This window comes from Superficieibacter sp. HKU1 (assembly GCF_029319185.1).
In the GTDB taxonomy this organism is placed as follows: domain Bacteria; phylum Pseudomonadota; class Gammaproteobacteria; order Enterobacterales; family Enterobacteriaceae; genus Superficieibacter.
Genome location: NZ_CP119754.1, coordinates 2,531,733 through 2,552,950, shown reverse-complemented (window position 1 = coordinate 2,552,950; position 21,218 = coordinate 2,531,733). Strand labels below are relative to the sequence as shown.

The 21,218-nt window shown below is 57.1% G+C and carries 19 protein-coding genes, 2 tRNA genes and 2 pseudogenes; 16 read left to right on the top strand and 7 right to left on the bottom strand.

What is annotated here, in order from left to right:
- Positions 1-209: 209 nt before the first annotated feature.
- The 3 genes from P0H77_RS12235 to P0H77_RS12225 form a co-directional block, all read right to left on the bottom strand.
- Positions 210-1,994 carry a methyl-accepting chemotaxis protein gene (locus P0H77_RS12235; RefSeq protein WP_276157183.1) on the bottom strand — a complete coding sequence of 595 codons (1,785 nt, stop codon included), beginning with the start codon at positions 1,992-1,994 and terminating at the stop codon, positions 210-212.
- A gap of 106 nt (positions 1,995-2,100) precedes the next feature.
- On the bottom strand, positions 2,101-2,454 hold the full coding sequence (locus P0H77_RS12230) for a DsrE/DsrF/TusD sulfur relay family protein (RefSeq protein WP_276157182.1): 354 nt from the start codon (positions 2,452-2,454) through the stop codon (positions 2,101-2,103).
- Positions 2,455-2,526: 72 nt separating this feature from the next.
- On the bottom strand, positions 2,527-3,078 hold the full coding sequence (locus P0H77_RS12225) for a YbhB/YbcL family Raf kinase inhibitor-like protein (protein ID WP_276157181.1): 552 nt from the start codon (positions 3,076-3,078) through the stop codon (positions 2,527-2,529).
- A gap of 153 nt (positions 3,079-3,231) precedes the next feature.
- Here P0H77_RS12225 and P0H77_RS12220 point away from each other — a divergent pair, with 153 nt between their 5' ends.
- The gene (locus P0H77_RS12220; RefSeq protein ID WP_276157180.1) at positions 3,232-4,617 is read left to right on the top strand and encodes a YchO/YchP family invasin; all 1,386 of its coding nucleotides are present in this window, start codon (positions 3,232-3,234) and stop codon (positions 4,615-4,617) included.
- A 5-nt stretch (positions 4,618-4,622) separates the two neighbouring features.
- Here the strand turns inward: P0H77_RS12220 and P0H77_RS12215 are convergent.
- A pseudogene (locus P0H77_RS12215) lies at positions 4,623-5,009 on the bottom strand (LuxR C-terminal-related transcriptional regulator); the annotation flags it as partial.
- On the opposite strand from P0H77_RS12215, the pseudogene P0H77_RS12210 reads away from it, so the two are divergent.
- The 15 genes and pseudogenes from P0H77_RS12210 to P0H77_RS12140 form a co-directional block, all read left to right on the top strand.
- Positions 5,006-6,190 (top strand): annotated as a pseudogene (locus P0H77_RS12210) (molybdopterin dinucleotide binding domain-containing protein); the annotation flags it as partial. The pseudogenes P0H77_RS12215 and P0H77_RS12210 sit on opposite strands and share 4 nt — an antisense overlap.
- Positions 6,187-7,722, top strand: coding sequence for a nitrate reductase subunit beta (narH, locus tag P0H77_RS12205; RefSeq protein ID WP_276157179.1), 1,536 nt, complete (start codon positions 6,187-6,189; stop codon positions 7,720-7,722). The pseudogene P0H77_RS12210 and the gene narH, both read left to right, overlap by 4 nt.
- Entirely contained in the window at positions 7,719-8,429 is a 711-nt protein-coding gene (narJ, locus tag P0H77_RS12200) for a nitrate reductase molybdenum cofactor assembly chaperone (protein WP_276157178.1), read from the top strand. The genes narH and narJ overlap by 4 nt, the downstream gene beginning before the upstream one ends.
- Complete coding sequence (narI, locus tag P0H77_RS12195; RefSeq protein WP_276157177.1) at positions 8,429-9,106, top strand: respiratory nitrate reductase subunit gamma; 678 nt, start codon at positions 8,429-8,431, stop codon at positions 9,104-9,106. Before narJ ends, narI begins: the two co-directional genes overlap by 1 nt.
- A gap of 104 nt (positions 9,107-9,210) precedes the next feature.
- Entirely contained in the window at positions 9,211-10,218 is a 1,008-nt protein-coding gene (locus P0H77_RS12190; protein ID WP_276157176.1) for a 3-oxoacyl-[acyl-carrier-protein] synthase III C-terminal domain-containing protein, read from the top strand.
- On the top strand, positions 10,215-11,228 hold the full coding sequence (locus tag P0H77_RS12185) for an NAD(P)-dependent oxidoreductase (RefSeq protein ID WP_276157175.1): 1,014 nt from the start codon (positions 10,215-10,217) through the stop codon (positions 11,226-11,228). The genes P0H77_RS12190 and P0H77_RS12185 overlap by 4 nt, the downstream gene beginning before the upstream one ends.
- Complete coding sequence (locus tag P0H77_RS12180) at positions 11,206-12,012, top strand: MBL fold metallo-hydrolase (protein ID WP_276157174.1); 807 nt, start codon at positions 11,206-11,208, stop codon at positions 12,010-12,012. Before P0H77_RS12185 ends, P0H77_RS12180 begins: the two co-directional genes overlap by 23 nt.
- On the top strand, positions 12,009-13,295 hold the full coding sequence (locus P0H77_RS12175) for a F390 synthetase-related protein (RefSeq protein ID WP_276157173.1): 1,287 nt from the start codon (positions 12,009-12,011) through the stop codon (positions 13,293-13,295). The genes P0H77_RS12180 and P0H77_RS12175 overlap by 4 nt, the downstream gene beginning before the upstream one ends.
- Entirely contained in the window at positions 13,295-13,909 is a 615-nt protein-coding gene (locus tag P0H77_RS12170) for a phosphatase PAP2 family protein (RefSeq protein ID WP_276157172.1), read from the top strand. Before P0H77_RS12175 ends, P0H77_RS12170 begins: the two co-directional genes overlap by 1 nt.
- Positions 13,902-15,026, top strand: coding sequence for a sterol desaturase family protein (locus tag P0H77_RS12165; RefSeq protein ID WP_276157171.1), 1,125 nt, complete (start codon positions 13,902-13,904; stop codon positions 15,024-15,026). Before P0H77_RS12170 ends, P0H77_RS12165 begins: the two co-directional genes overlap by 8 nt.
- Positions 15,013-16,125, top strand: coding sequence for an acyl-CoA desaturase (locus P0H77_RS12160; protein WP_276157170.1), 1,113 nt, complete (start codon positions 15,013-15,015; stop codon positions 16,123-16,125). The genes P0H77_RS12165 and P0H77_RS12160 overlap by 14 nt, the downstream gene beginning before the upstream one ends.
- A complete protein-coding gene (locus P0H77_RS12155) occupies positions 16,122-17,084 on the top strand; it encodes an NAD(P)-dependent oxidoreductase (protein ID WP_276157169.1) in 963 nt (320 codons plus the stop codon). Before P0H77_RS12160 ends, P0H77_RS12155 begins: the two co-directional genes overlap by 4 nt.
- A complete protein-coding gene (locus P0H77_RS12150; RefSeq protein ID WP_276157168.1) occupies positions 17,081-18,208 on the top strand; it encodes a glycosyltransferase in 1,128 nt (375 codons plus the stop codon). Before P0H77_RS12155 ends, P0H77_RS12150 begins: the two co-directional genes overlap by 4 nt.
- On the top strand, positions 18,205-18,747 hold the full coding sequence (locus P0H77_RS12145) for a hypothetical protein (RefSeq protein ID WP_276157167.1): 543 nt from the start codon (positions 18,205-18,207) through the stop codon (positions 18,745-18,747). Before P0H77_RS12150 ends, P0H77_RS12145 begins: the two co-directional genes overlap by 4 nt.
- On the top strand, positions 18,747-19,931 hold the full coding sequence (locus P0H77_RS12140; RefSeq protein ID WP_276157166.1) for a glycosyltransferase: 1,185 nt from the start codon (positions 18,747-18,749) through the stop codon (positions 19,929-19,931). The genes P0H77_RS12145 and P0H77_RS12140 overlap by 1 nt, the downstream gene beginning before the upstream one ends.
- 62 nt (positions 19,932-19,993) lie before the next feature.
- Here the strand turns inward: P0H77_RS12140 and P0H77_RS12135 are convergent.
- The 3 genes from P0H77_RS12135 to purU form a co-directional block, all read right to left on the bottom strand.
- A tRNA-Tyr gene (locus P0H77_RS12135) sits at positions 19,994-20,075 on the bottom strand.
- A 26-nt stretch (positions 20,076-20,101) separates the two neighbouring features.
- Positions 20,102-20,186: transfer RNA gene (locus P0H77_RS12130), tRNA-Tyr, on the bottom strand.
- Positions 20,187-20,347: 161 nt separating this feature from the next.
- Positions 20,348-21,190, bottom strand: coding sequence for a formyltetrahydrofolate deformylase (purU, locus tag P0H77_RS12125; RefSeq protein WP_276157165.1), 843 nt, complete (start codon positions 21,188-21,190; stop codon positions 20,348-20,350).
- Between the last annotated feature and the right edge of the window lie 28 nt (positions 21,191-21,218).

The window sequence follows — 21,218 nt, the reverse complement described above, 5'->3', positions numbered from 1 at the left end:
ATACCCCATCAAAAGTTTCAACGCGTTCCCTGTCGGAAAATCCTGTCTGTGATGTTGTTCACAATTCACTCTCTGCATAACACCAAATGGGGAGGCAACAAATGCTGATTTTGATCAAAAAAGGGTATAAAGCTTAAACAAAAATGACAAAATGCCTGAAACGTTTCCGCTGGCGCGCAAATAAGCGAAAATTGCGCGCCAGCGTAATATTAAATGCGGAAATGACCCGCCGTTTCAGCAAGGTCGCCCGCCTGGCCCTGTAACGCTCCGGCAGCGGCGGCAGATTCCACCACCAGTTCCGCATTCTGCTGCACCATGCGGTCAAGGTCGTTGACGGCATGGTTTATCTCACGGATCCCGCGCATCTGCTCGCTGCTGGCGACGCTGATTTCGCGCATAATGCCGGATACGCTACCGATACTGGCCACGATATCCTGCATACTTTCACCCGCCAGCCGGACATAGCGTGAGCCGGTGGCCACGCTGTCGGTAGTCGCATCAATAAGCGATTTAATTTCCTTCGCCGCCTGCGCGCTGCGGCTGGCAAGGTTGCGCACTTCCCCCGCCACCACGGCAAAACCGCGCCCCTGTTCTCCGGCCCGCGCCGCTTCCACCGACGCGTTCAGCGCCAGAATATTGGTCTGGAAAGCAATACCGTCAATCACGCTGGTGATATCGCCGATTTTGGTCGACGCGCTCTCAATGGTTTGCATTGTCTCAATGGCGTGAGATACCACTTCGCCGCCGCGCGACGCGGCCTTGCTGGCTTTTTGCGCCTGCTCGTTGGCATCGGCGGCGGATTCGGTGGACTGGGTGACCGAGGCGGTGATCTGCTCAACGGCGCTGGCGGTTTCACGCAGGCTGGAGGACGCTTGCTCGGTACGGGTGGACAGATCCTGATTACCGGCGGCGATTTCGCGCGCCGCGGTCTGGACCGAGGCGCTGGCGTCACGCAGTTGCACCATCACCACCGCAAGCTTATCGCTGAAGGCGTTAAAGGCATGGGCAATTTGCGCGATTTCATCGTGACCCTTTTCCGGCAGGCGCTGCGATAAATCGTTGGTGCCGTTGCTGATAGCGAGCATCGCATCGCGGATGGTCAGCAGTCGTCTGAGTAGCGCCGCAACGATGGCATGGACTACCGCGCCACCCAGCAGCACCAGGATAATCAATGACAATGCCGAGGCTTTCAGCAGCGAAACCATTCCGGCGGTAGCATCCTTGCGATCGAGGGCGATGACCAACCGCCAGTGGGTGCCTTTAACCGGAGTAGCCGACAATATTTTGTCCGCGCCGCCAAGTTGGCCTTCCACGGTTTTGCCTGCCGCCAGTGCGGCAACGTCCGCGCCGCGCACCATTTCGCTAAACGGCTTTAAGGTCAGGGCCGGATCGCTGGCGGCAATAATGGTACCGTCACTGTCGAGCAGAAGTCCGCTACTGGCCGGCGTCGGGTGGATTTCCCGCACGTTAGCGACCACGTTATCCATTGAGACATCCCCGGCAACAACGGCTTTCAGTTCGCCGTTTTCGCTGACCGGCACGGCGAATGTCACCACCAGCTTACCGGTTCCGGCATCGACATAGGGGGCTGTAACAACCGGAGCGTTATCTTTTGCCGCCTGCTGATACCACGGGCGGATGGTCGGATCGTAATCCGCAGGAATGCCGTTAGCGTCGGAAAATTTTGCCGTATGGCTGGCGTAGCCAACATAAACGTTAATAAATCCGCCCGCGCGGGCGATCTGCGACAGTACCGGGATCGGATCGGCAGACAGGGCGGCGGGTTGCAGGGAGGCGATCATCGCCAGTTTACCGCTGGCCCAGTCCGTAATCGCCATGCCGTGGCTGGCCTGCGCGCTGGCGATGATCTCCTGCTGCGAACGCTGATTATTATGCCGGGTAACCTGGTAATTAATCACGGTGTTAAGAAGAAGGGCAATGGCTAAACAGGCGGCCGTTGCGGCAATGATGCGAGTGCGAATGGACCTGAACATAGTAATTTACCTGCGGTGTTGTTTCGAAATTTATCGGCAACACCGCAGGTAAACTTGATGCTCTGAGTTAAGTCATAAGAAAAAAATATGAAGCAGCGCTACAGAATTAAAAGGTTAATACTTTGTCGGCTTCCAGCGTCCAGTTTGCCAGCTCGACAAGGGTGCCGATTTCCACGCCGTCAATCAGTGGCAGGGCCGTTATTCCACGGCCATCGGTACAGGTTTTACACAGTTTGACCGGCACGTTCTGCGCAGTGAGAATTTCCAGCATTTGCTGAATGTTATAGCCTTCCGCGGGTTTTTGTCCGCGCAGGCCTGCGGTTACGGCATCGGACATCAGGAACAGGCGTAGATCCAGATCTGACTGTTGCTCACGCAGGGCAATGGCCAGCCGCAGACTATTAAACAGCGACTCGCTGCCGTAAGCCGCTCCGTTAGCGATAATCACAAGGCGTTGCATCGTTATTCCTCTTATCAGAGAAGGGGGTGAATGCCCTATGCTACCGCTAAACAGGCAGGCATGACATCCTCGCTACTGTCCGAAGCGCCCGATTAATCCGGCGGCGGCCAGCGTTTTACCTTTCAACTTGTCGAAAAGCTGTTCGCGGGTTAATCCCTCCGGAAGGTCGGGGGCGAGGGATGTGGCGATAAGGGTAAATGTATAATGATGCGCGCCGCTGCCGGGGGGCGGGCAGGGGCCGTGCCAGCGATTGTTGCCCGGCGTATTTTTACCCCCGGTAAAGCCTTTGCCGTCGCGCAGCGCGTTAGCCGTAAACCCGGCCGCCGAGGCGGGAATGTTATACGCCACCAGATGCGTCACTCCTAATCCCTTTGCGCCTTCAGGATCGTGAACAATCAGCGCCAGGCTTTTCGTTTCCTGCGGTAAATTGCTCCACACCAGCGGCGGAGAGTTGTTTTCACCGGTACAGTTAGGATTATCTTTGGCATTGCCGGCAAATTTTTTATCCATCATCCCGTTGTCGGCGAAGGCGGGAGATTGCAGCATAAAAAGCGAATCGGCCGCAGCGCCGCCCGCGTAGATCAGTAATGCGCCGCACAATAAAGGTTTCAGCGTCGTTAGCATGATGATGCTCTCCGGTAGGTTACGCCTTAACTGTAGTTAAACCGCAGCGGCAGGGTTAGGGATTTTCCTGAAATTTCGTGCCGGGATGAAAACCGGCAGGAAAAAGGCTAAGGTAAGGGTATGTCATTGCCTGCTTTTACCTCTACGAGGTTAATGTCCAGAGAATTCCTCTTTTTATCCCCCGCGTCATTACTCTTGCTACTGGCAGGCGGTGTGGCGCATGCCCAGGGCGCATTCGTCGAGCAGGCGAAAAATCCGCTGGACAATAATCAGGATGGCCTGCCGGATTTAGGTCTCGCCCAGCCCACCCATGAAGGTGAAAAAAGCCTCGCTGAAATGGCGAAGGCGTTTGGCGAAGCGAGTATGACCGATAACGGGCTGGATGCCGGAGAGCAGGCCAGAACGTTTGCCCTCGGGCAGGCGCGTGACGCATTGAGTTCCGAGGTCAATCAGCAGTTGCAGAGCTGGCTGGCACCGGGCACCAATGCCAGCGTCGAGCTGCGCGTTGATGACGAGGGCGACTTTTCCGGCAGTCGCGGTAGCTGGTTTTTCCCGTTGCAGGATCTTGAGCATCGGTTGAGCTGGACCCAGTTTGGCGTCACCCGCCAGGACGAGGGACTGGTGACTAACGCGGGCATCGGTCAGCGCTGGACCGCCGGACACTGGCTGCTCGGCTACAACACCTTTTATGACAACCTGCTTGACGAAAACCTGTCAAGGGCCGGGCTGGGCGCGGAAGCGTGGGGCGAAAACCTGCGGCTGTCGGCGAATTATTACGAACCGCTGCAAAACTGGCACAACACCTCCATGACCCTCCAGCAGCGGATGGCGCGCGGTTACGACGTGACCGCCGCAGCCCGTTTGCCGTTTTATCAGCATTTGAATACCAGCCTCAGCCTAGAGCAGTATTTTGGTGAAAGCGTGGATTTGTTCAGCAACGGTACGGGCGAACATAACCCGATGGCGGTGAAACTGGGGCTGGATTATACCCCGGTACCGCTGGTGACGCTCAGCGCACAGCACAAACAGGGTGAGGGTGGAGCCAGTCAGAACGATGTCGGGCTGAAGCTTAACTATCGCTTTGGCGTGCCGCTGAAAAAGCAGCTTGAGGCCAACGAAGTGGCGGCCAGCCGCTCGCTGCGCGGCAGCCGTTACGACGCAGTACAGCGAAGCACATTGCCGGTGATGGAATCGCGCCAGCGTAAAACGCTGTCGGTATACCTGGCGACCCCGCCGTGGGATCTGAAGCCTGGCGAGACGGTGGCGCTTAAGTTACAAATCCGCAGCAGTTTTGGCATTAAAACGCTGGAGTGGCAGGGCGATACGCAGCCGCTCAGCCTGACGCCGCCGGCCAACGGCAACTCCGCCGACGGCTGGACCATTATTATGCCGGCGTGGGATTATACCGAGGGTGCGGAAAACCGCTGGAGACTGGCGGTAACGGTGGAAGATCAACGCGGGCAGCGCGTCTCATCCAATGAGATCGTGCTGGCGCTGACCGAACCGCTGGTGGCGTTCAAAAATGAGAACATGCCGTAGCGCGATTAAAATATACGCTCCTGATGCACCCAGACGGCAGCCTCGACGCGGGATTTGAGCTTCATTTTCTTCAGCATGTGTTTGACATGAACCTTCACGGTACTCTCAGTAATATCCAGACGGCGGGCGATCATTTTATTCGGCAGGCCCTGAGCGATGAGCTTCAGGATATCGCGCTCGCGTGGGGTTAACTGGGTAACATCGCGGTCGGAGGTCGCCCGGTTCGCCCGCAGGCTGGCGGCCAGCACCGGGGTTAACGCCTCGCTAAGTACCATCTCTCCGGCAGCGGCCTGCTGAAGCGCTTTCAACAGGTCCTCCGGCTCCATGTCTTTCAGCAGATAACCGTCCGCGCCGCGCTTCAGCGCCGTGACCACATCTTCTTCGTGATCAGCACGATTCCGCCGCCGAACTGGCGCAGCCGCTGGACGTGAAAGACTGGAAAAAAGGCGAATGTGACCTGATCCCGGGTAAAACCGCGCCGCACATTATTCCGGTCGAGCGTGATTATCCGGCGACGTACGAACGCTTTACCTCCATCGGTCCGCTGATGGACAAAATCGGTAACGGCGGAAAAGGCATCGCCTGGAACACCCAGAGCGAAATGGATCTGCTGCGCAAGCTCAACTACACCAAAGCGGAAGGCCCGGCCAAAGGCCAGCCGATGCTCAATACGGCGATTGATGCGGCGGAGATGATCCTCACCCTGGCCCCGGAAACCAACGGCAAGGTGGCGGTCAAAGCCTGGGCAGCGCTGAGCGAGTTCACCGGCCGCGACCATACGCATCTGGCGACCAATAAAGAAGAGGAAAAAATCCGCTTCCGCGACATTCAGGCCCAGCCGCGCAAGATTATTTCCAGCCCGACCTGGTCCGGTCTTGAAGACGAGCACGTGTCTTACAACGCCGGGTATACCAACGTTCACGAGCTGATCCCGTGGCGTACCCTGTCCGGTCGTCAACAGCTGTATCAGGATCACCAGTGGATGCGCGACTTCGGCGAGAGCCTGCTGGTGTACCGTCCCCCCATTGATACCCGTTCGGTAAAAGCGGTGATGGGCGAGAAGTCCAACGGTAACCCGGAGAAAGCGCTGAACTTCCTGACGCCGCACCAGAAATGGGGCATTCACTCAACTTACAGCGACAATCTGCTGATGCTGACGTTGTCACGCGGCGGTCCGATTGTCTGGATGAGTGAAATCGACGCCAAAGAGCTGGGGATTGAGGATAACGACTGGATCGAAGTGTTTAACAGCAACGGCGCACTGACCGCCCGTGCGGTAGTGAGCCAGCGTGTACCGTCCGGCATGACCATGATGTACCACGCGCAGGAGCGTATCGTGAATCTGCCAGGGTCGGAAATCACCGGCCAGCGCGGCGGCATCCATAACTCGGTCACCCGTATCAGCCCGAAACCGACCCATATGATCGGCGGCTACGCGCAGCTGGCTTACGGCTTCAACTACTACGGCACCGTTGGCTCTAACCGCGATGAGTTCGTGGTGGTACGCAAAATGAAAAACATTAACTGGCTGGATGGCGAAGGCAATGACCAGGTACAGGAGGGCGTAAAATGAAAATTCGTTCACAAGTCGGCATGGTGCTGAATCTTGATAAATGCATCGGCTGCCACACCTGTTCCGTGACCTGTAAGAACGTCTGGACCAGCCGCGAAGGGATGGAGTACGCGTGGTTTAACAACGTCGAAAGTAAACCCGGCACCGGCTACCCGAACCAGTGGGAAAATCAGGATAAGTGGAAGGGCGGCTGGATCCGTAAAATCAACGGCAAACTGCAACCGCGTATGGGCAACCGCGCGCTGCTGCTGGGGAAAATCTTTGCTAACCCGCATCTACCGGGCATCGATGATTACTACGAGCCGTTTGACTACGACTATCAGCACCTGCACAACGCGCCGGAAGGCAAGCATCAGCCGATCGCCCGTCCGCGCTCGCTGATCACCGGCCAGCGGATGAACAAAATCACCACCGGCCCGAACTGGGAAGAGATCCTCGGCGGTGAGTTTGAGAAGCGCGCCAAAGATCAGAACTTCCAGAATATGCAGAAGGCGATGTACGGCCAGTTCGAAAACACCTTCATGATGTACCTGCCGCGCCTGTGCGAGCACTGCCTTAACCCGGCGTGCGTCGCGACCTGCCCGAGCGGCGCCATCTACAAGCGTGAAGAAGACGGCATCGTGCTGATCGACCAGGACAAGTGCCGCGGCTGGCGGATGTGTATCACCGGCTGCCCGTACAAAAAAATCTACTTTAACTGGAAGAGCGGCAAATCCGAGAAGTGCATTTTCTGCTATCCGCGCATCGAAGCCGGTCAGCCGACCGTCTGTTCCGAAACCTGCGTGGGCCGTATTCGTTATCTCGGCGTGCTGCTGTATGACGCCGACGCCATTGAGCAGGCGGCGGGCACCGAGAATGAGAAAGATCTTTACGAGCGTCAGCTCAGCATCTTCCTCAATCCGAACGATCCGGCGGTGATTGCCCAGGCGCTGAAAGACGGCGTGCCGCAGAGCGTGATTGACGCCGCGCAGCAGTCGCCGGTGTACAAAATGGCGATGGACTGGAAGCTGGCGCTGCCGCTGCACCCGGAATACCGCACGCTGCCGATGGTCTGGTACGTGCCGCCTCTGTCACCGATTCAGTCCGCCGCTGACGCGGGCGAGCTGGGCAGCAACGGTATTCTGCCGGACGTGGACAGCCTGCGTATCCCGGTCGAATACCTGGCAAATATGCTGACCGCAGGCGACACCAAACCGGTGCTGCTGGCGCTGAAACGGATGCTGGCGATGCGTCACTATAAACGCGCAGAAACCGTGGACGGCAAGCTGGATACCCGTGCGCTGGAAGAGGTGGGGTTAAGCGAAGCCCAGGCGCAGGAGATGTACCGCTACCTGGCGATTGCCAACTACGAAGATCGCTTTGTGATCCCGAGCAGCCATCGTGAACTGGCGCGCGACGCTTTCCCGGAGAAAAGCGGCTGCGGCTTCACCTTCGGTGACGGCTGCCACGGTTCCGACAGCAAATTTAACCTGTTTAACAGCCGTCGCATCGATGCCATTGATGTGACCACCAGAACGGAGCCGCACCAATGATTGAACTCGTCATTGTTTCGCGCCTGCTCGAATACCCGGATGCTGCCCTGTGGCAGCATCAGCAGGAGTTGTTTGATGCGCTGGCCGCGTCGGAAAATCTCAGCAAAGAAGACGCGCACACACTGGGCATTTTCCTGCGCGACTTAACCGGGCAGGATCTGCTCGATGTGCAATCCGCCTACAGCGAGTTGTTCGATCGCGGTCGCGCCACCTCGCTGCTGCTGTTTGAGCACGTTCATGGTGAATCCCGCGACCGTGGTCAGGCGATGGTCGATTTGCTGGCGCAGTACGAGCGTCACGGCCTGCATCTCGACAGTCGTGAACTGCCGGATCACCTGCCGCTGTATCTCGAATATCTGGCACAGCTGCCGGTGAGCGAGGCACTGGGGGGCTTGCAGGATATTGCGCCGATCCTGGCGTTGTTAAGCGCGCGCCTCGGGCAGCGGGAAAGCCGCTACGCCGTATTGTTCGATTTGCTGCTGAAGCTGGCGAATACCGCGATTGATAACGCAAAAGTGGCCGAGAAGATCGCCGATGAAGCCCGCGACGATACGCCGCAGGCGCTGGACGCCGTCTGGGAAGAGGAACAGGTGAAGTTCTTTGCCGACCAGGGCTGCGGTGAGTCGGAAATCTCCGACCACCAGCGTCGTTTTGCCGGTGCCGTTGCTCCGCAATATCTGAATCTCTCCACTGGAGGACAGCAATAATGCAATTTCTGACCACGTTTTTCTTCGATATCTACCCCTACATTGCGGGTACGGTATTTTTGGTGGGTAGCTGGCTGCGCTATGACTACGGTCAGTACAGCTGGCGCGCCGGCTCCAGTCAGATGCTGGATCGTAAAGGCATGAACATGGCGTCAAACCTGTTCCACTTTGGCATCCTCGGGATTTTTGCCGGGCACCTGCTGGGCATGCTCACCCCGCACTGGATGTATGAAGGCTTCTTACCCCTCGACGTGAAGCAGAAAATGGCGATGATTGCCGGCGGTGCCTGCGGCGTAATGACTCTGGTTGGCGGCCTGCTGCTGCTGAAGCGCCGCCTGTTCAGCCCGCGTGTCCGGGCGACCACCACCGGGGCGGATATTCTGATCCTCACCCTGCTGATGGTGCAGTGCGCCCTCGGTCTGCTGACCATTCCGTTCTCCGCTCAACATATGGACGGTAGCGAGATGATGAAGCTGGTGGGCTGGGCGCAATCGGTGGTGACATTCCACGGTGGCGCGTCTTCCCACCTCGAGGGCGTGGCGTTTATTTTCCGCGTTCACCTGGTGCTGGGGATGACATTGTTCCTGCTGTTTCCGTTCTCCCGACTGGTCCATATCTGGAGTGCGCCGGTGGAGTATCTGACGCGTAAATACCAGATAGTCCGCGCCCGCCGCTGATTAACGGCATAGCGTCGCAAAACCCAGGAACAAATATTCCTGGGTTTTTTTTGCGTTTTATTTATATCATGATGCGCATCGTGGAATCAGGAAGTGAACGTATAATGGAGTATTCGACCCGCCCTGGCGTTACCGTCGCGCTAAAAATCGTCTCAACGGGCACCGCGCTACCAACGGAGCGTATTACCTCATCAATGCTGGATATCCGGCTCGGCAAGCCAGCGGGCTATGTGGAAAAACGCTCGGGTATTGCCTGGCGCTACCACGTTACTAACGACGCCAGTCAGGCTGAGCTGGCGGCGCAGGCGCTGCATAACGCCCTCAACGCAGGAGCGTTGTCTCCCTCATCGATTGATTTACTGATTTGCGCCTCGGCGATTGCCGTTCAGGCGCTGCCCTGTAGCGCCATCCATATTCTGAAAGCCGCCAGAATGCCTGCAGGCATAGCGGGCTTTGATATTAACAGCAGCTGCGTCAGTTTTATTTCCGCGCTGGAAGTCGCTGGCGGATTGCTGAATACCGGCGCATACCGGCGCATTGCAATTGTATCTGCGGACATTGCCTCCCGCGGTATCGACTGGGCGCATGAAGAATCCTCGCTGATTTTTGGCGACGGTGCCGCATGTGCGATTGTCGAACGCGGCGACGGCTCCAGCGGCATTATGGCGAGTCTGATCGAGATGTACCCGGACGGCAGCGAGCTGTGCGAAATTCGCGCTGGCGGCACGCGGCGTAATCCCAGAGCAGGAATGAGCGAGAGTGATTTTTTGTTTCATATGCAGGGAAAAGCGCTGTTTCGCTACGCCTCTTCATTAATTGACGACTACTTTGCCCGACTGCTGGCAAAAAGCGGCGTGACGCTGGCGGATCTTGCCACGGTGGTGCCGCATCAGGCCAGCCACCTGTCTCTCGAACATATGCGCAGGCGACTGCGCGTGCCGGAATCGGTATTGATTGATATTTACCGGCATCATGGCAATCAGGTGGCGGCGTCCATTCCTTTCGCGCTACATGAAGCGGTGGTAAGTGGACGGTTGATTGGCGGCCAGCCGGCGATGCTGATTGGTACGGCGGCGGGACTGACGCTGGCAGGCATGGTATTTCTGCCGTGAAGATCCTGCTGACGGGCGCCACCAGCGGACTGGGACGCAATGCGGCAGAGCATCTGCTTGTGACCGGGCATGACGTAGTGGCTATCGGGCGTAACCCGGCGCAGGGCGAACAGCTTCAGCGGATGGGCGCCACCTTTGTGCCGCGCGATCTGACCACCGCGAGCGTAGAGGAGTGCATTCGGCTGGTGGAAGGCTGCGATGCGGTATGGCACTGCGCGGCCAAATCTTCGCCCTGGGGCCGTCGGGCTGATTTCTGGCTCACCAACGTGCAGGTCACGCAGCGCCTGGCGCAGGCGGCAGGCACGGTTCAGGTTCCGCGCTTCATTCATATTTCTACCCCGGCTGTATATTTTGATTTTCAGCATCACTATGATTTGACGGAAAATTACCGCGCCCGGCGTTTCAGTAGCCATTACGCCCACAGTAAACAGGCTGCCGAGCAGGTCATCACTGATGCGGTGGCGCGTTTTGCATCAACAACCTGGGTCATACTGCGCCCGCGCGGTTTATTTGGTCCGCACGACAACGTGATTGTCCCGCGCCTGCTGCAACAGCTGCGCCGGGATAACGGTGTGCTGCGGTTGCCGCGCGGCGGCGAAGCGCTGCTGGATCTGACTTTTGTGCAGAACGTGGTATACGCGATGGAACTGGCAACTCGTCGAACCCTGCGTTCCGGAAGCGTGTATAACGTCACTAACCACCAGCCGCAGCGTCTGAGGACGATGCTCGACGCGCTGCTGCGCGAGCAGCTGGGACTGCACTATCAGATCCGTAATGTGCCGTGGCCCGTGCTGTCGCTCGCGGCGCGCGGCATGGAAATATTCGGCCACTGCCTTAACAAAGAGCCGCCGGTGACCCGTTATAGCGCCGGGACCGTGTGTTTTGATATGACGCTGAGTGCGCACAAGGCGATTGAGGAACTGGGCTACCGGCCCCGGTATTCAATGGAAGATGGCATCGCGTTGACCGGAAAATGGATGAGGGAACATGGCCACAATCACCGCCTTTGAAGTGGGATACTGTACTCATATTGGCTGCATGGCGCTGAAGGGGGCCGGGCTGCGCGTCTGTCGGTTTCCGTCGCGGGCCTGGCTGCTGGAGGTGGGCGACAGGCGCTGGCTGTGGGATACCGGCTACGCCTCCTGGTTTGAACAGTATACCCGCTCAGGCGTCTTCAGAATTTACCGCCAGGTTACGCCGGTGTATTTCGATCCTGAAGAGTCGCTGGCCCGGCAACTGCTTGCGCAGGGGCTGGTCGGCGGCGATATTCAGGGCATCATTCTGTCGCACTTTCACGCTGACCATGTCGCCGGGCTGCGTGATTTTCCCGGCGTGAAGTGTATTTGCTCGGGCGAAGGCTGGGAGCAGGTCAGAACGCTGCGTGGATTCGCGGCCCTGCGCCAGGCATTCGTTCCGGGGTTGTTCCCGGCGGATTTTGAGACGTCATTAACCTTTATCGAAGGTTTTGACGCGCGGCAACTTCCCGCCGCGCTGGCGCCGTTTACGCACGGCTACGTACTGCCGGGGAGCGAGGGGCAAATTATTCTGGTTCCGCTTCCTGGCCACGCCGCCGGGCACATTGGTGCGTTCATACTGACCGACGATGGCTGGACGCTGCTGGCAGCCGATGCCGCCTGGTCGCCAGCAAACTACCGCGAGTTGCGTGGCCCCTCACGGCTGGCAAATCTGGTGATGGCGGATGCGACGGCCTATTACCAGACGCTTGAGCGGCTTAACCAGCTCTGGCAACAGGGCTCGGTGGATATTCGCCTCTGCCACGAGGGCGATTTGTGATCCCATTTCATCTGCTCTGGCACTATTTCCGCACCCGTAAACTGCGTTTTACCGATCGCGCGAGGCTTGAAGCGTGGCAGAACAAAAAAATGCGCACGTTTCGCCGCAGCGTGCTGACGAAAAGCCCGTGGTTCCGCCGCTATCTTGCGCTGCCGTTTCAGGAGTGGCCAACGATGGATAAAGCGTTAATGATGGCGCATTTCGATGACATGAACACCGCCGGACTACAGCGCGACGAGCTGATGGCATGTGCACTGCGCAGCGAACAAAGCCGTGATTTTTCGCCTAAAGTCGGACGTTTCAGCGTCGGTTTGTCGTCCGGCACCTCCGGACGGCGCGGGTTGTTTGTGGTGAGTCCGCAAGAACAAACGCTGTGGGCGGGGGCGATTCTGGCAAAAGTGCTGCCCGATGGTTTACTGGCGGGCGAGCGCGTGGCGCTCTTTCTGCGTGCGGATAACAATCTGTATCGCAGCGTCAATAACCGCTGGCTCAGTCTGGCATTTTACGATCTGCTCGCTCCGTTTGCGCCGCAGCTGGCGCGGCTTGAGGCACAATCCCCCACCATTATCGTCGCCCCCGCTCAGGTGCTGCGCGCGCTGGCGCTGGAGGTTCTTGCCGGTACCCTGATGCTTACAGTTAAAAAAGTGATTTCGGTAGCGGAAGTGCTGGAAGATCACGATCGCGTGTTGCTGCGCCAGGCATTTGGCGAGGTGGGCGAGATTTATCAGGCGACGGAAGGGTTTCTGGCATCGACCTGTGTCTGCGGCACGCTGCATCTGAACGAGGAATTTATTCACGTCGAGCCTGAGTGGCTGGATGAACACCGCTTCATTCCCATTATTACCGACTTTACCCGCCGCACGCAGCCTGTGGTTCGCTACCGGCTTGATGACGTACTGGTGGCAGGCAAGGAGCCGTGTCCCTGCGGTAGCGTGACGCGGACGATTGCCCGTATTGAAGGTCGCCAGGACGATAGTTTGCAGTTACCTGACGCCAGCGGGCAGGGGAAAGGGGTCTTTGCCGATCCCTGTAGCCGGGTGCTGGCGATAACGCTACCGCCTGGCGCAGACTACCGGCTGGTACAGACGGCGGCGGGTACGCTGTGTTTGACGGCGGACTGCGAACCCGCCGTGCTGGAAGCCTGCCAGCTGGCGTTAAATACGTTTTTTGCCCGCCAGGGCATAGATGTGCAACGCCTGAAATGGCAGCTGGTTTCACAGCGCCCGGAGGTGCAGTTCGGCGCAAAGCGGCGGCGCATCATCCGCCAGTGGAGGGAGGCGTAATGGCTATCGTACAGCGACTAAAACAGATGCTGTTTGGCTGGGGAACCGTTGGGTTGATTTATTCGTTTTGCGATCGCCTCCAGGGCGAGGGGCACCCGCTCACCGCGTGGGCAGTCGACAGCGCAATTCCGTTTTCATCATCCGCCATCTGGCTCTATTTATCGTTTTTTTTGATTGTGCCCGCAGGCTATCTGCTGGTGCCGTTATCTCGTTTACGCTGGCTTGCCTGTGCCATGCAGTTATCGGCGCTGGGGGCCGGAGTCATTTATGTGTTATGGCCGACGACGATGCACTATCCACCGGTGGCACATGACGGTACCTCCTCCGCCGTGCTGGGCTGGCTGATTGAGATCGACTCCAGCCAAAATTGCTTCCCCTCATTACACGCGGCGCTGACCATCCTTGCCGTCGTCGCCATCGCCGCGCGAGGACGCTTTTTTATCACTGCCACAAGTGTGCTGTGGGCGCTGGCTATTGCGTTTTCTATTCTGCAACTGCGCAGACACTTATTTATTGATTTGCTGGGCGGCGCGCTGCTGGCATGGGGCAGCGGCTGGCTGGCAATGCATCTGGAAATACGGAAAAAACAACACAGGGAAATACGCTATGAGTGAGTTACTGATCCCGATCCTGTTTATGATCGCGCTGGTATTCGGCGAGGCCTGCTTTTTGCAGGTGACGGGGCGGCAGAAAATAGACTGGCACGACATCATTTTTAATATTAATTCCGGGCACATCATTCTGTGGCTGTTTCGCTGTCTGGAAGTGCTGTGTTATGCGCTGATACTTCAGTACGCTAATCTGCATCTTTTTGACGGCATCGCTACGGTTTGGGTATGGCTGTTCACGTTGCTGGTGTGGGATTTTTGCTTCTACTGGCTTCACCGTCTGCATCATGAATGGCGAGGGTTGTGGGCGGTACACGTTGTGCATCATCACGGAGAGAATTATAACCTGTCGCTGGGCGTAAGAAACTCCTGGTACTCCTCTCTGACCTCGATTCCTTTTTTTATGCTGCTGGCGCTGTGCGGGGTGCCGTTGAGCGTCTACCTGGCGGTTTCTGTCATCCACTACAGCATCCAGTTTTTTAATCATAATGCGTTGACTCCCCGTCTCGGCTGGCTTGAAAAGATTTTCATAACCCCGTGGCATCATCGTGTCCATCACCTTAACGAGCGGCGCTACGCGGATACGAATTATGGCGGCACCTTTATTCTCTGGGACCGGTTATTCGGTACGCTTTGCGCCATGCCGCCGTCTCAGATGACCGCTTTTGGCGTGAAGGGCAGTCAGCTTTCTGCCAATCCGCTGCGGGAGAGTAATCTGCCATTTCAGCAACTGATCGGTACTTCACAAACCGGACGAACGCCTGAGCGTCACTTCATCTGCGCCACGTTGCCCATCGTCACCGGGGCATTGTTGCTGTTTATGCTGGTGCTGGGTTACATCCAGCGTTATGGCTACGATATTCAACATGTCTCGCTGGCGCAGGCGCTGCTGTTTGTCCTGCTGGCGGCCGGTTCCGTTGCATTGGGTGGCGTCAGTGACGGGCAGCGCTGGGGGAAAATAGCCTGGTGCGCGGTGACATTGTCGCTGCTCGTTTTTGCGATACTGTTTGCCGGGGTGGTGCCTTTTGCGCCGATCCTCACTCTTCTGCTGGTTGCACATAGCGTGATCCTGGCCTGCGGAATGGGAACCCGTACCGCGGGAGGCAAGTGTGAATCTGTTTAACCCCCGGGGGCGGCTGACCTTTCCCGCCGATAATCCGGCGCTGGTTAAAGCGTTGCATTCACAAAGCCAGGCCTTATTGACGTCGCGTGGCGATCATCGTTATGCCGACCGATGGGCGATCGGCAAGGCGCTGGCGCTGGTCGTGGCGGGCTTTATTTGCTATGTCGTGGCGCTTCGCCAGCAGAGTGCCGTTTTCTTTTTTCTGGCATATCTGGCGGTGATGCTCTGCGCCATGCTGCTGGCGGTTAACGTGGTACACGACGCCTCGCACAATGCTTTTCTGCGGGGGAAACGGGCGAACGCCTGGCTCAGTTTCTTCGCAGCGCTCCCGCTGGGACTGGACGCAGACTGCTGGCGCGTGCGCCACGTCAGGTTTCATCACGGTTTTACTAATGTCGAGTACTACGATCCGGATATCGCTGAAAACGGCCTGCTGCGTCAGACGCCGTGGCAGCGCTGGCGGCCTTTCATGCGGTTACAGCGATTTTACTGGCCGCTGATCGCCGGGATGACCTTCCCCTGGTATATCTGGGTTGTCGACTGGCTCGACAGAGCAGGGCTGACTCCGGTCACGCCGCATCTGACGCATCATGGTATCGCTGGCTGGAGCCGTTTTCTCGTCAGCAAAATCGTGCATATGATTATCGCGCCCGGACTCCTTCTTTGGCTACTGACGGATCGATTTGGGGTAGCTGCCGTGCTGATAACCTGGGCCGTCAGCCAGATGGTAGCGTCACTGATTTTCGTCATGCTGATCATTGGTACTCACTGGGCTAAAGGGCACCATTATCTTCCGCCTGGCGAGGGACGAATGCCGCAGGGCAGATTGGAGCATACGTTTGCCACGACCTTTGACTGGCTCCCCACGCCCGCGTGGATAGGGTACTGGCTTGGCGGGATTAATCTTCATTTAACCCATCATCTCTTTCCCCACTGGCATCATCGCCACTATCCGGCGCTCAGCGGCATTATTGCCAGCATTGCCGGTCAGCAGGGACTGGATTACCGGCGACTGACGTTGCGGGATTTGCTGTCGCTACAGCAACGCTTTCTGCAACGGATGGGCGAATCTCCTCAACGTGCGGATAGCGGGCCATGAAGGTGTTGGTAACCGGCGCGTCCGGCTTTATTGGCAGTGCTTTTCTGCGCCGTTTTGCCGCCGATCCACGGGTATCGTTGTATGGCACAGGCCGCCGGACGTTGCAGGATCTTCCACCCGGGGTGAGCTATCAGGCCCTTCCGCTCGACCAGTTGCAGACGCTTGATGTTGAACCGGATGTGGTGATCCACGCGGCGGGAAGAGCCTCACCCTGGGGCAGCGCGGCGCAATATTATCGCGATAACGTTGAGACCACGCGCCAGGTGATTGCATTTTGTCATGCCCGTCAGCTACCCCGGCTGATTTTTATCTCTACGGCGGCGGTATATTATCGGTTCGCCCATCAATATCATCTGCCTGAACACGCGGCCCTCGGGCACGCTTTTACCAGCGAGTACGGGCGTAGCAAATATCTGGCCGAGCAGCTGGTCAACGATTACGCCGGAGAGAAGACAATTTTTCGCCCCTGTGCGGTATTTGGTGCTGGTGACGCATTATTGCTGCCGCCGCTGCTGGAGGCCGCGCGGAAAAAAAGGCTGGTCAATCTGCGCAGCGAACATCCGGCGCAGGCTGAGATAATGCACGTGACTACGCTGTGTGATTACCTGATGCTGGCGGCCATGTCTGCGCGCCTGAAACCCTGCTATAACATTTCTGCCGCGCATCCGCTGGCTACGGAGGCATTGCTGCAAACGGTGTTAAACCAGCTTGATTTACCCGTGCCGACGCGCACGCTTTCAGTGGCGAAAGCGCTGCGTATTGCCGGTGGGCTGGAGTGGCTCTGGCGCAGTCTGCCGCTCGGCGGCGAGCCGCCGATCACCCGTTTTGGCGTGGGCGTTTTTGGCTACTCCGCAACCCTGGACGTCAGTCTGATGCTGGAGGATTTCGGTGCGCCGCAAGTCCCGTTCCCCGTCAGTCTGACCCGTTTTTTACAGGACTATAAGGCGCAATGGCAATGATAGCGATAGCGTTACTGTGGCTGGTCATACTCCTGTTTAAGTCAGGATTTGCACTTAAGATGTTGCGCCTTCCCCGGCGCGAGTGTGCACTAAGCAGCGGTGACGTCACCGTGATGCAACCGATCCTCGGTGGCGATCCGGCGCTGGCGTCGGTTCTGCAATCAAATCTGCACCATTTACCTGATGCGCATTTTCTGTGGCTGGTGGATGACGATGACGATCAAGGATGGCGCGTCACGCAGGATTTGCAGCAGCGTAATCCGCACTGCGCTATCACGCTGCTTCGTTACCCGCCTGCGCCGCAAGGGCAGAACCCCAAGCTATTCAAACTTGAGCAGGCGAGGGCGCAGGTAAAAACTGACTGGGTGATGGTGCTGGACGATGACGCGACGCTGAGTGCGGCCTCGTTGCACAGAATGTTAAGTGAGCTGGATGCCGCGTCGCTGGTGACCGCGCTACCGTATTATTGTGCCGCGCAAACACTGCCGTCACGCCTGCTGGCGCAGTTCGTTAACGATAACGCGGCGCTGACCTATCTTCCCTTATTGCCTTTTACTCGTCCGTTAACCCTGAACGGCATGTGTTATGTTTTGCATCGCGCCGTGCTGGAAAGGGTTGGAGGGTTTACATCGATCATGCATCATTTGACGGACGATCTGGCGCTGGCAAGCCTGCTGGCGCGTGAAAAGGTCAATATCGTTCAGTCCACGGCGTCCGTTCAGGTACAAACCAGCGTGCCGGATTTCAGGCGCTATAGCCGCCAGATGCATCGCTGGTTTCTGTTTGCCACGCTGCTGATGCGGGAGAAATCGGTGCCGGTCAATCTGGCTATTTTCCTGCTTCAGGGCCTTCATCCGCTGTTACTCTGGTCGATGTTAATTCTGGCCCTGAGTGGCGATGCGGTTGACGCGGCTATCATGACGGGTGTTCTGGTTATTCGCCACCTTGTGCTACGCCGGGTACAACGCGAGGTTTCAACGCATATCTCATCGCATCCGCTGCTCTCGCTGTTATCCGAGTTGCTCCAGCCGCTGCATTTGCTCCATGCGCTTGTTAACCACACCATTTACTGGCGCTCACGGCGCTACCGTATTTTCAGCAACGATCGTTTTATTTCACGATGAGCTTACAAATTGCATTTCTTACCGGCAGAAGCCAGCCGGGAAACACCTCGTTAAGCCCGGAACAGCACGCTTTTATGGCCGGGCTGGGAAAGAATACTGAAGGCATAGCGGTAAATTTCCCGTGGATAGCGCAAGGCGAAGCCTGGCAAGCCACGCCGTTGCTGCGAGCGAGTATCAACAACGCGCGAGATTATCTTGGCTCGCGCCGTCCGGCGTTCGTCGGCGCTTATCAGGCGGGGGCGCTGGCGCTGCTGGCATCTGCCGATCATACGCTGCTGCTGTGCGGAAGTTGTGGGCTTGAATTGTTTAATAATCTTCAGCTTCCTGCTTCAGTGATGCCGCGGGTGAGTATTTTTGCCTTCGGGCCGGTAGCCCGGCGTCGCCCGGCGTGCAGGCACTTGCTGGTTCAGGGACGGCAGGACTGGATTTCCCGGTTATGGTTTCGCGATGTGGATGAATATATTGCCTGCGGGCATATGAATTATCTTTCTCAACCTGAGCTGACTGACAGGTGCACACGTTTTATCAGGACCCTTTAATGCAACGCTTACTCGATTTGATCCCCGCTGGTATCAGCCGCATTGATCTGCTGGCTCCGCCATTTGCCGGGCATTTGCATCCGGTTCTCGCCATGGGGAGAGCGTTATCGGCGCATTATCAGGTCCGAATAATCAACACCTCAGGGGCGCAGAAGCGGATCGAGGCGGCCGGACTTGCGGCGCTGATCCTGCCCGGTGAATACGATGGGCCATTGCTGGCGGTGGCAAACCCGAATTATGCGATCAAATCCAGTCCGATAAAGTTGTACCGCCAGTTCCGTGCGGTTGTCGGGCTGCTGAAAAATTTTGCCGATGAACTGGCGCAGCTGTGGCGTCAGCACGGTATTCCCGAACTGGCTATAGCCGATTTTACGCTACCGATAGTGGGAGAGGTCTGCCATCAATTTGCGCTGCCCTGGTGGACCAGTATGCCGTCGCCCTGCGTACTGGAAAGCCCGGACGGTCCACCCGCCTACTGCGGTGGTTTAATGCCGGCTAAAAACGCAAGAGAGCGTGCCTGGCACGCTGTGCATCGCCAAAAAGTCAGGATCTTTAAGCGCGCTGTCTTCTGGCTTTTTCGTGATGTGATCCGCCAGACAGGCATCACGCGTCTCTACCGTTCCGACGGCAGTGAAAGCGCCTACTCGCCGACGCGGATCCTCGCCCTCAGTGAACCCGAGTTTGAATTCCCGCAACGTTGGCCTGATTCACTGCGATTTATTGGCCCGGCGCTTTATACGCCGCCGCTCGGCTATGAGGAGCCTGCCTTTAAAGAAGGCAAAAGACATGTGCTGGTCACGCTCGGCACCCATCTGGACTGGCACAAAGATGCTGTCGCCAGTGCCATTGCCGTGCTGGCGGAGACGATGCCGGAGTGGGAGTTCCATTTTACCGACGGCGACGGGCAGGGCGTACAGCGCCATCAGCAGGGTAATTTTTCTCGGGTAGCATGGGTAGATTATGACCGCTGGTTATCCCGCTATGATGCGGTGATCCACCACGGCGGCGCGGGAATTCTGTGGCATTGTCTGACGCGCAACATTCCGGCGCTGGTCTATCCGGTCGATTATGACCAGTTCGACCATGCCGCGAGGCTGGAGTACAGCGGGAGAGGCGTCTGGTTGCGTGGCGGGCTTGCCAGCCTTGAGCAGGGAGGGGATGTGCTGCGTAAACTGGTAGGGTAAACCGTCGGGGCAAACAGGTAAGGTAAGAATTATTATTAAGTTTTGTATTTTCTGGAAGATGATGGTGGGGGAAGGATTCGAACCTTCGAAGTCTGTGACGGCAGATTTACAGTCTGCTCCCTTTGGCCGCTCGGGAACCCCACCAGGGGTAATGCTCAGTGATTTGAAAATGGTGGTGGGGGAAGGATTCGAACCTTCGAAGTCGATGACGGCAGATTTACAGTCTGCTCCCTTTGGCCGCTCGGGAACCCCACCACGGGGCAATGCATATTACTCTGGCCTGCTTCCAATCTGGGAAGCGGGGCGCATCATATCAAATGACGCGCCGCTGTAAAGCATTCCTTTGCTTAACATGAATCGTTTGCGTACTTTTCATCCGTAACGCAGCAATGCTAATCAATTCATTTCATTACCGATTAAAGAATAATCGTCCGGTTGCCGTAGACAAATACCCGCTGAGCCAGCACCTGATAAAGCGCGCGGCTTAAGACATTTTTTTCAACGTCGCGCCCGGCACGCATCATATCTTCGGCCGTGTAGGTGTGATCCACATGAATCACATCCTGCATGATAATGGGGCCTTCATCCAGATTATCATTTACGTAATGCGCGGTGGCACCGATGATCTTCACGCCACGTTCGTATGCCTGATGATAAGGTCGAGCACCAATAAAAGCTGGCAGGAAGGAGTGGTGAATATTGATAATCTTGTTCGGGAAGCGAGAGACAAACTCAGGCGTCAGGACTCGCATATATTTAGCCAGAACGACATAATCAGGCTGGTGCGCTTCAATCGCATCGGCCATCAGTTGATCGTGTTCTTCACGGGTGTGGCCTTCATGGCTCACCAGCTCAAACGGGATCTCAAAACGTTCTACCAGGGTGCGCAGCGTTTCATGATTGCCGATAACAGCAGCAATTTCCACATCCAGACCGCCATAATTGGCTTTCATCAGCAGATCGCCCAGGCAATGTGCTTCCTTGGTGACCAGAATAACAATGCGGCGGCGACCGGCGGGATTTAATTCACGTACCGATCCTTCCGGCAAGGCGCTGTCGAGGTCGGCAAGCAGGGTCGTGTCGTTGAAGATCCCTTCGAGTTCAGTGCGCATAAAAAAGCGCCCGGTACGGTGATCGACAAATTCGTTGTTCTGCACAATATTAAGTTCGTGCTTGTAGCAAATATTAGTGATCCGCGCGATTAATCCTTTTTGATCGGGGCAAATGGTGCGCAGAACTTTACGTTGTAGTGAATGCATTGCAGGGAAAATCCTGTTGAAGGTGTTG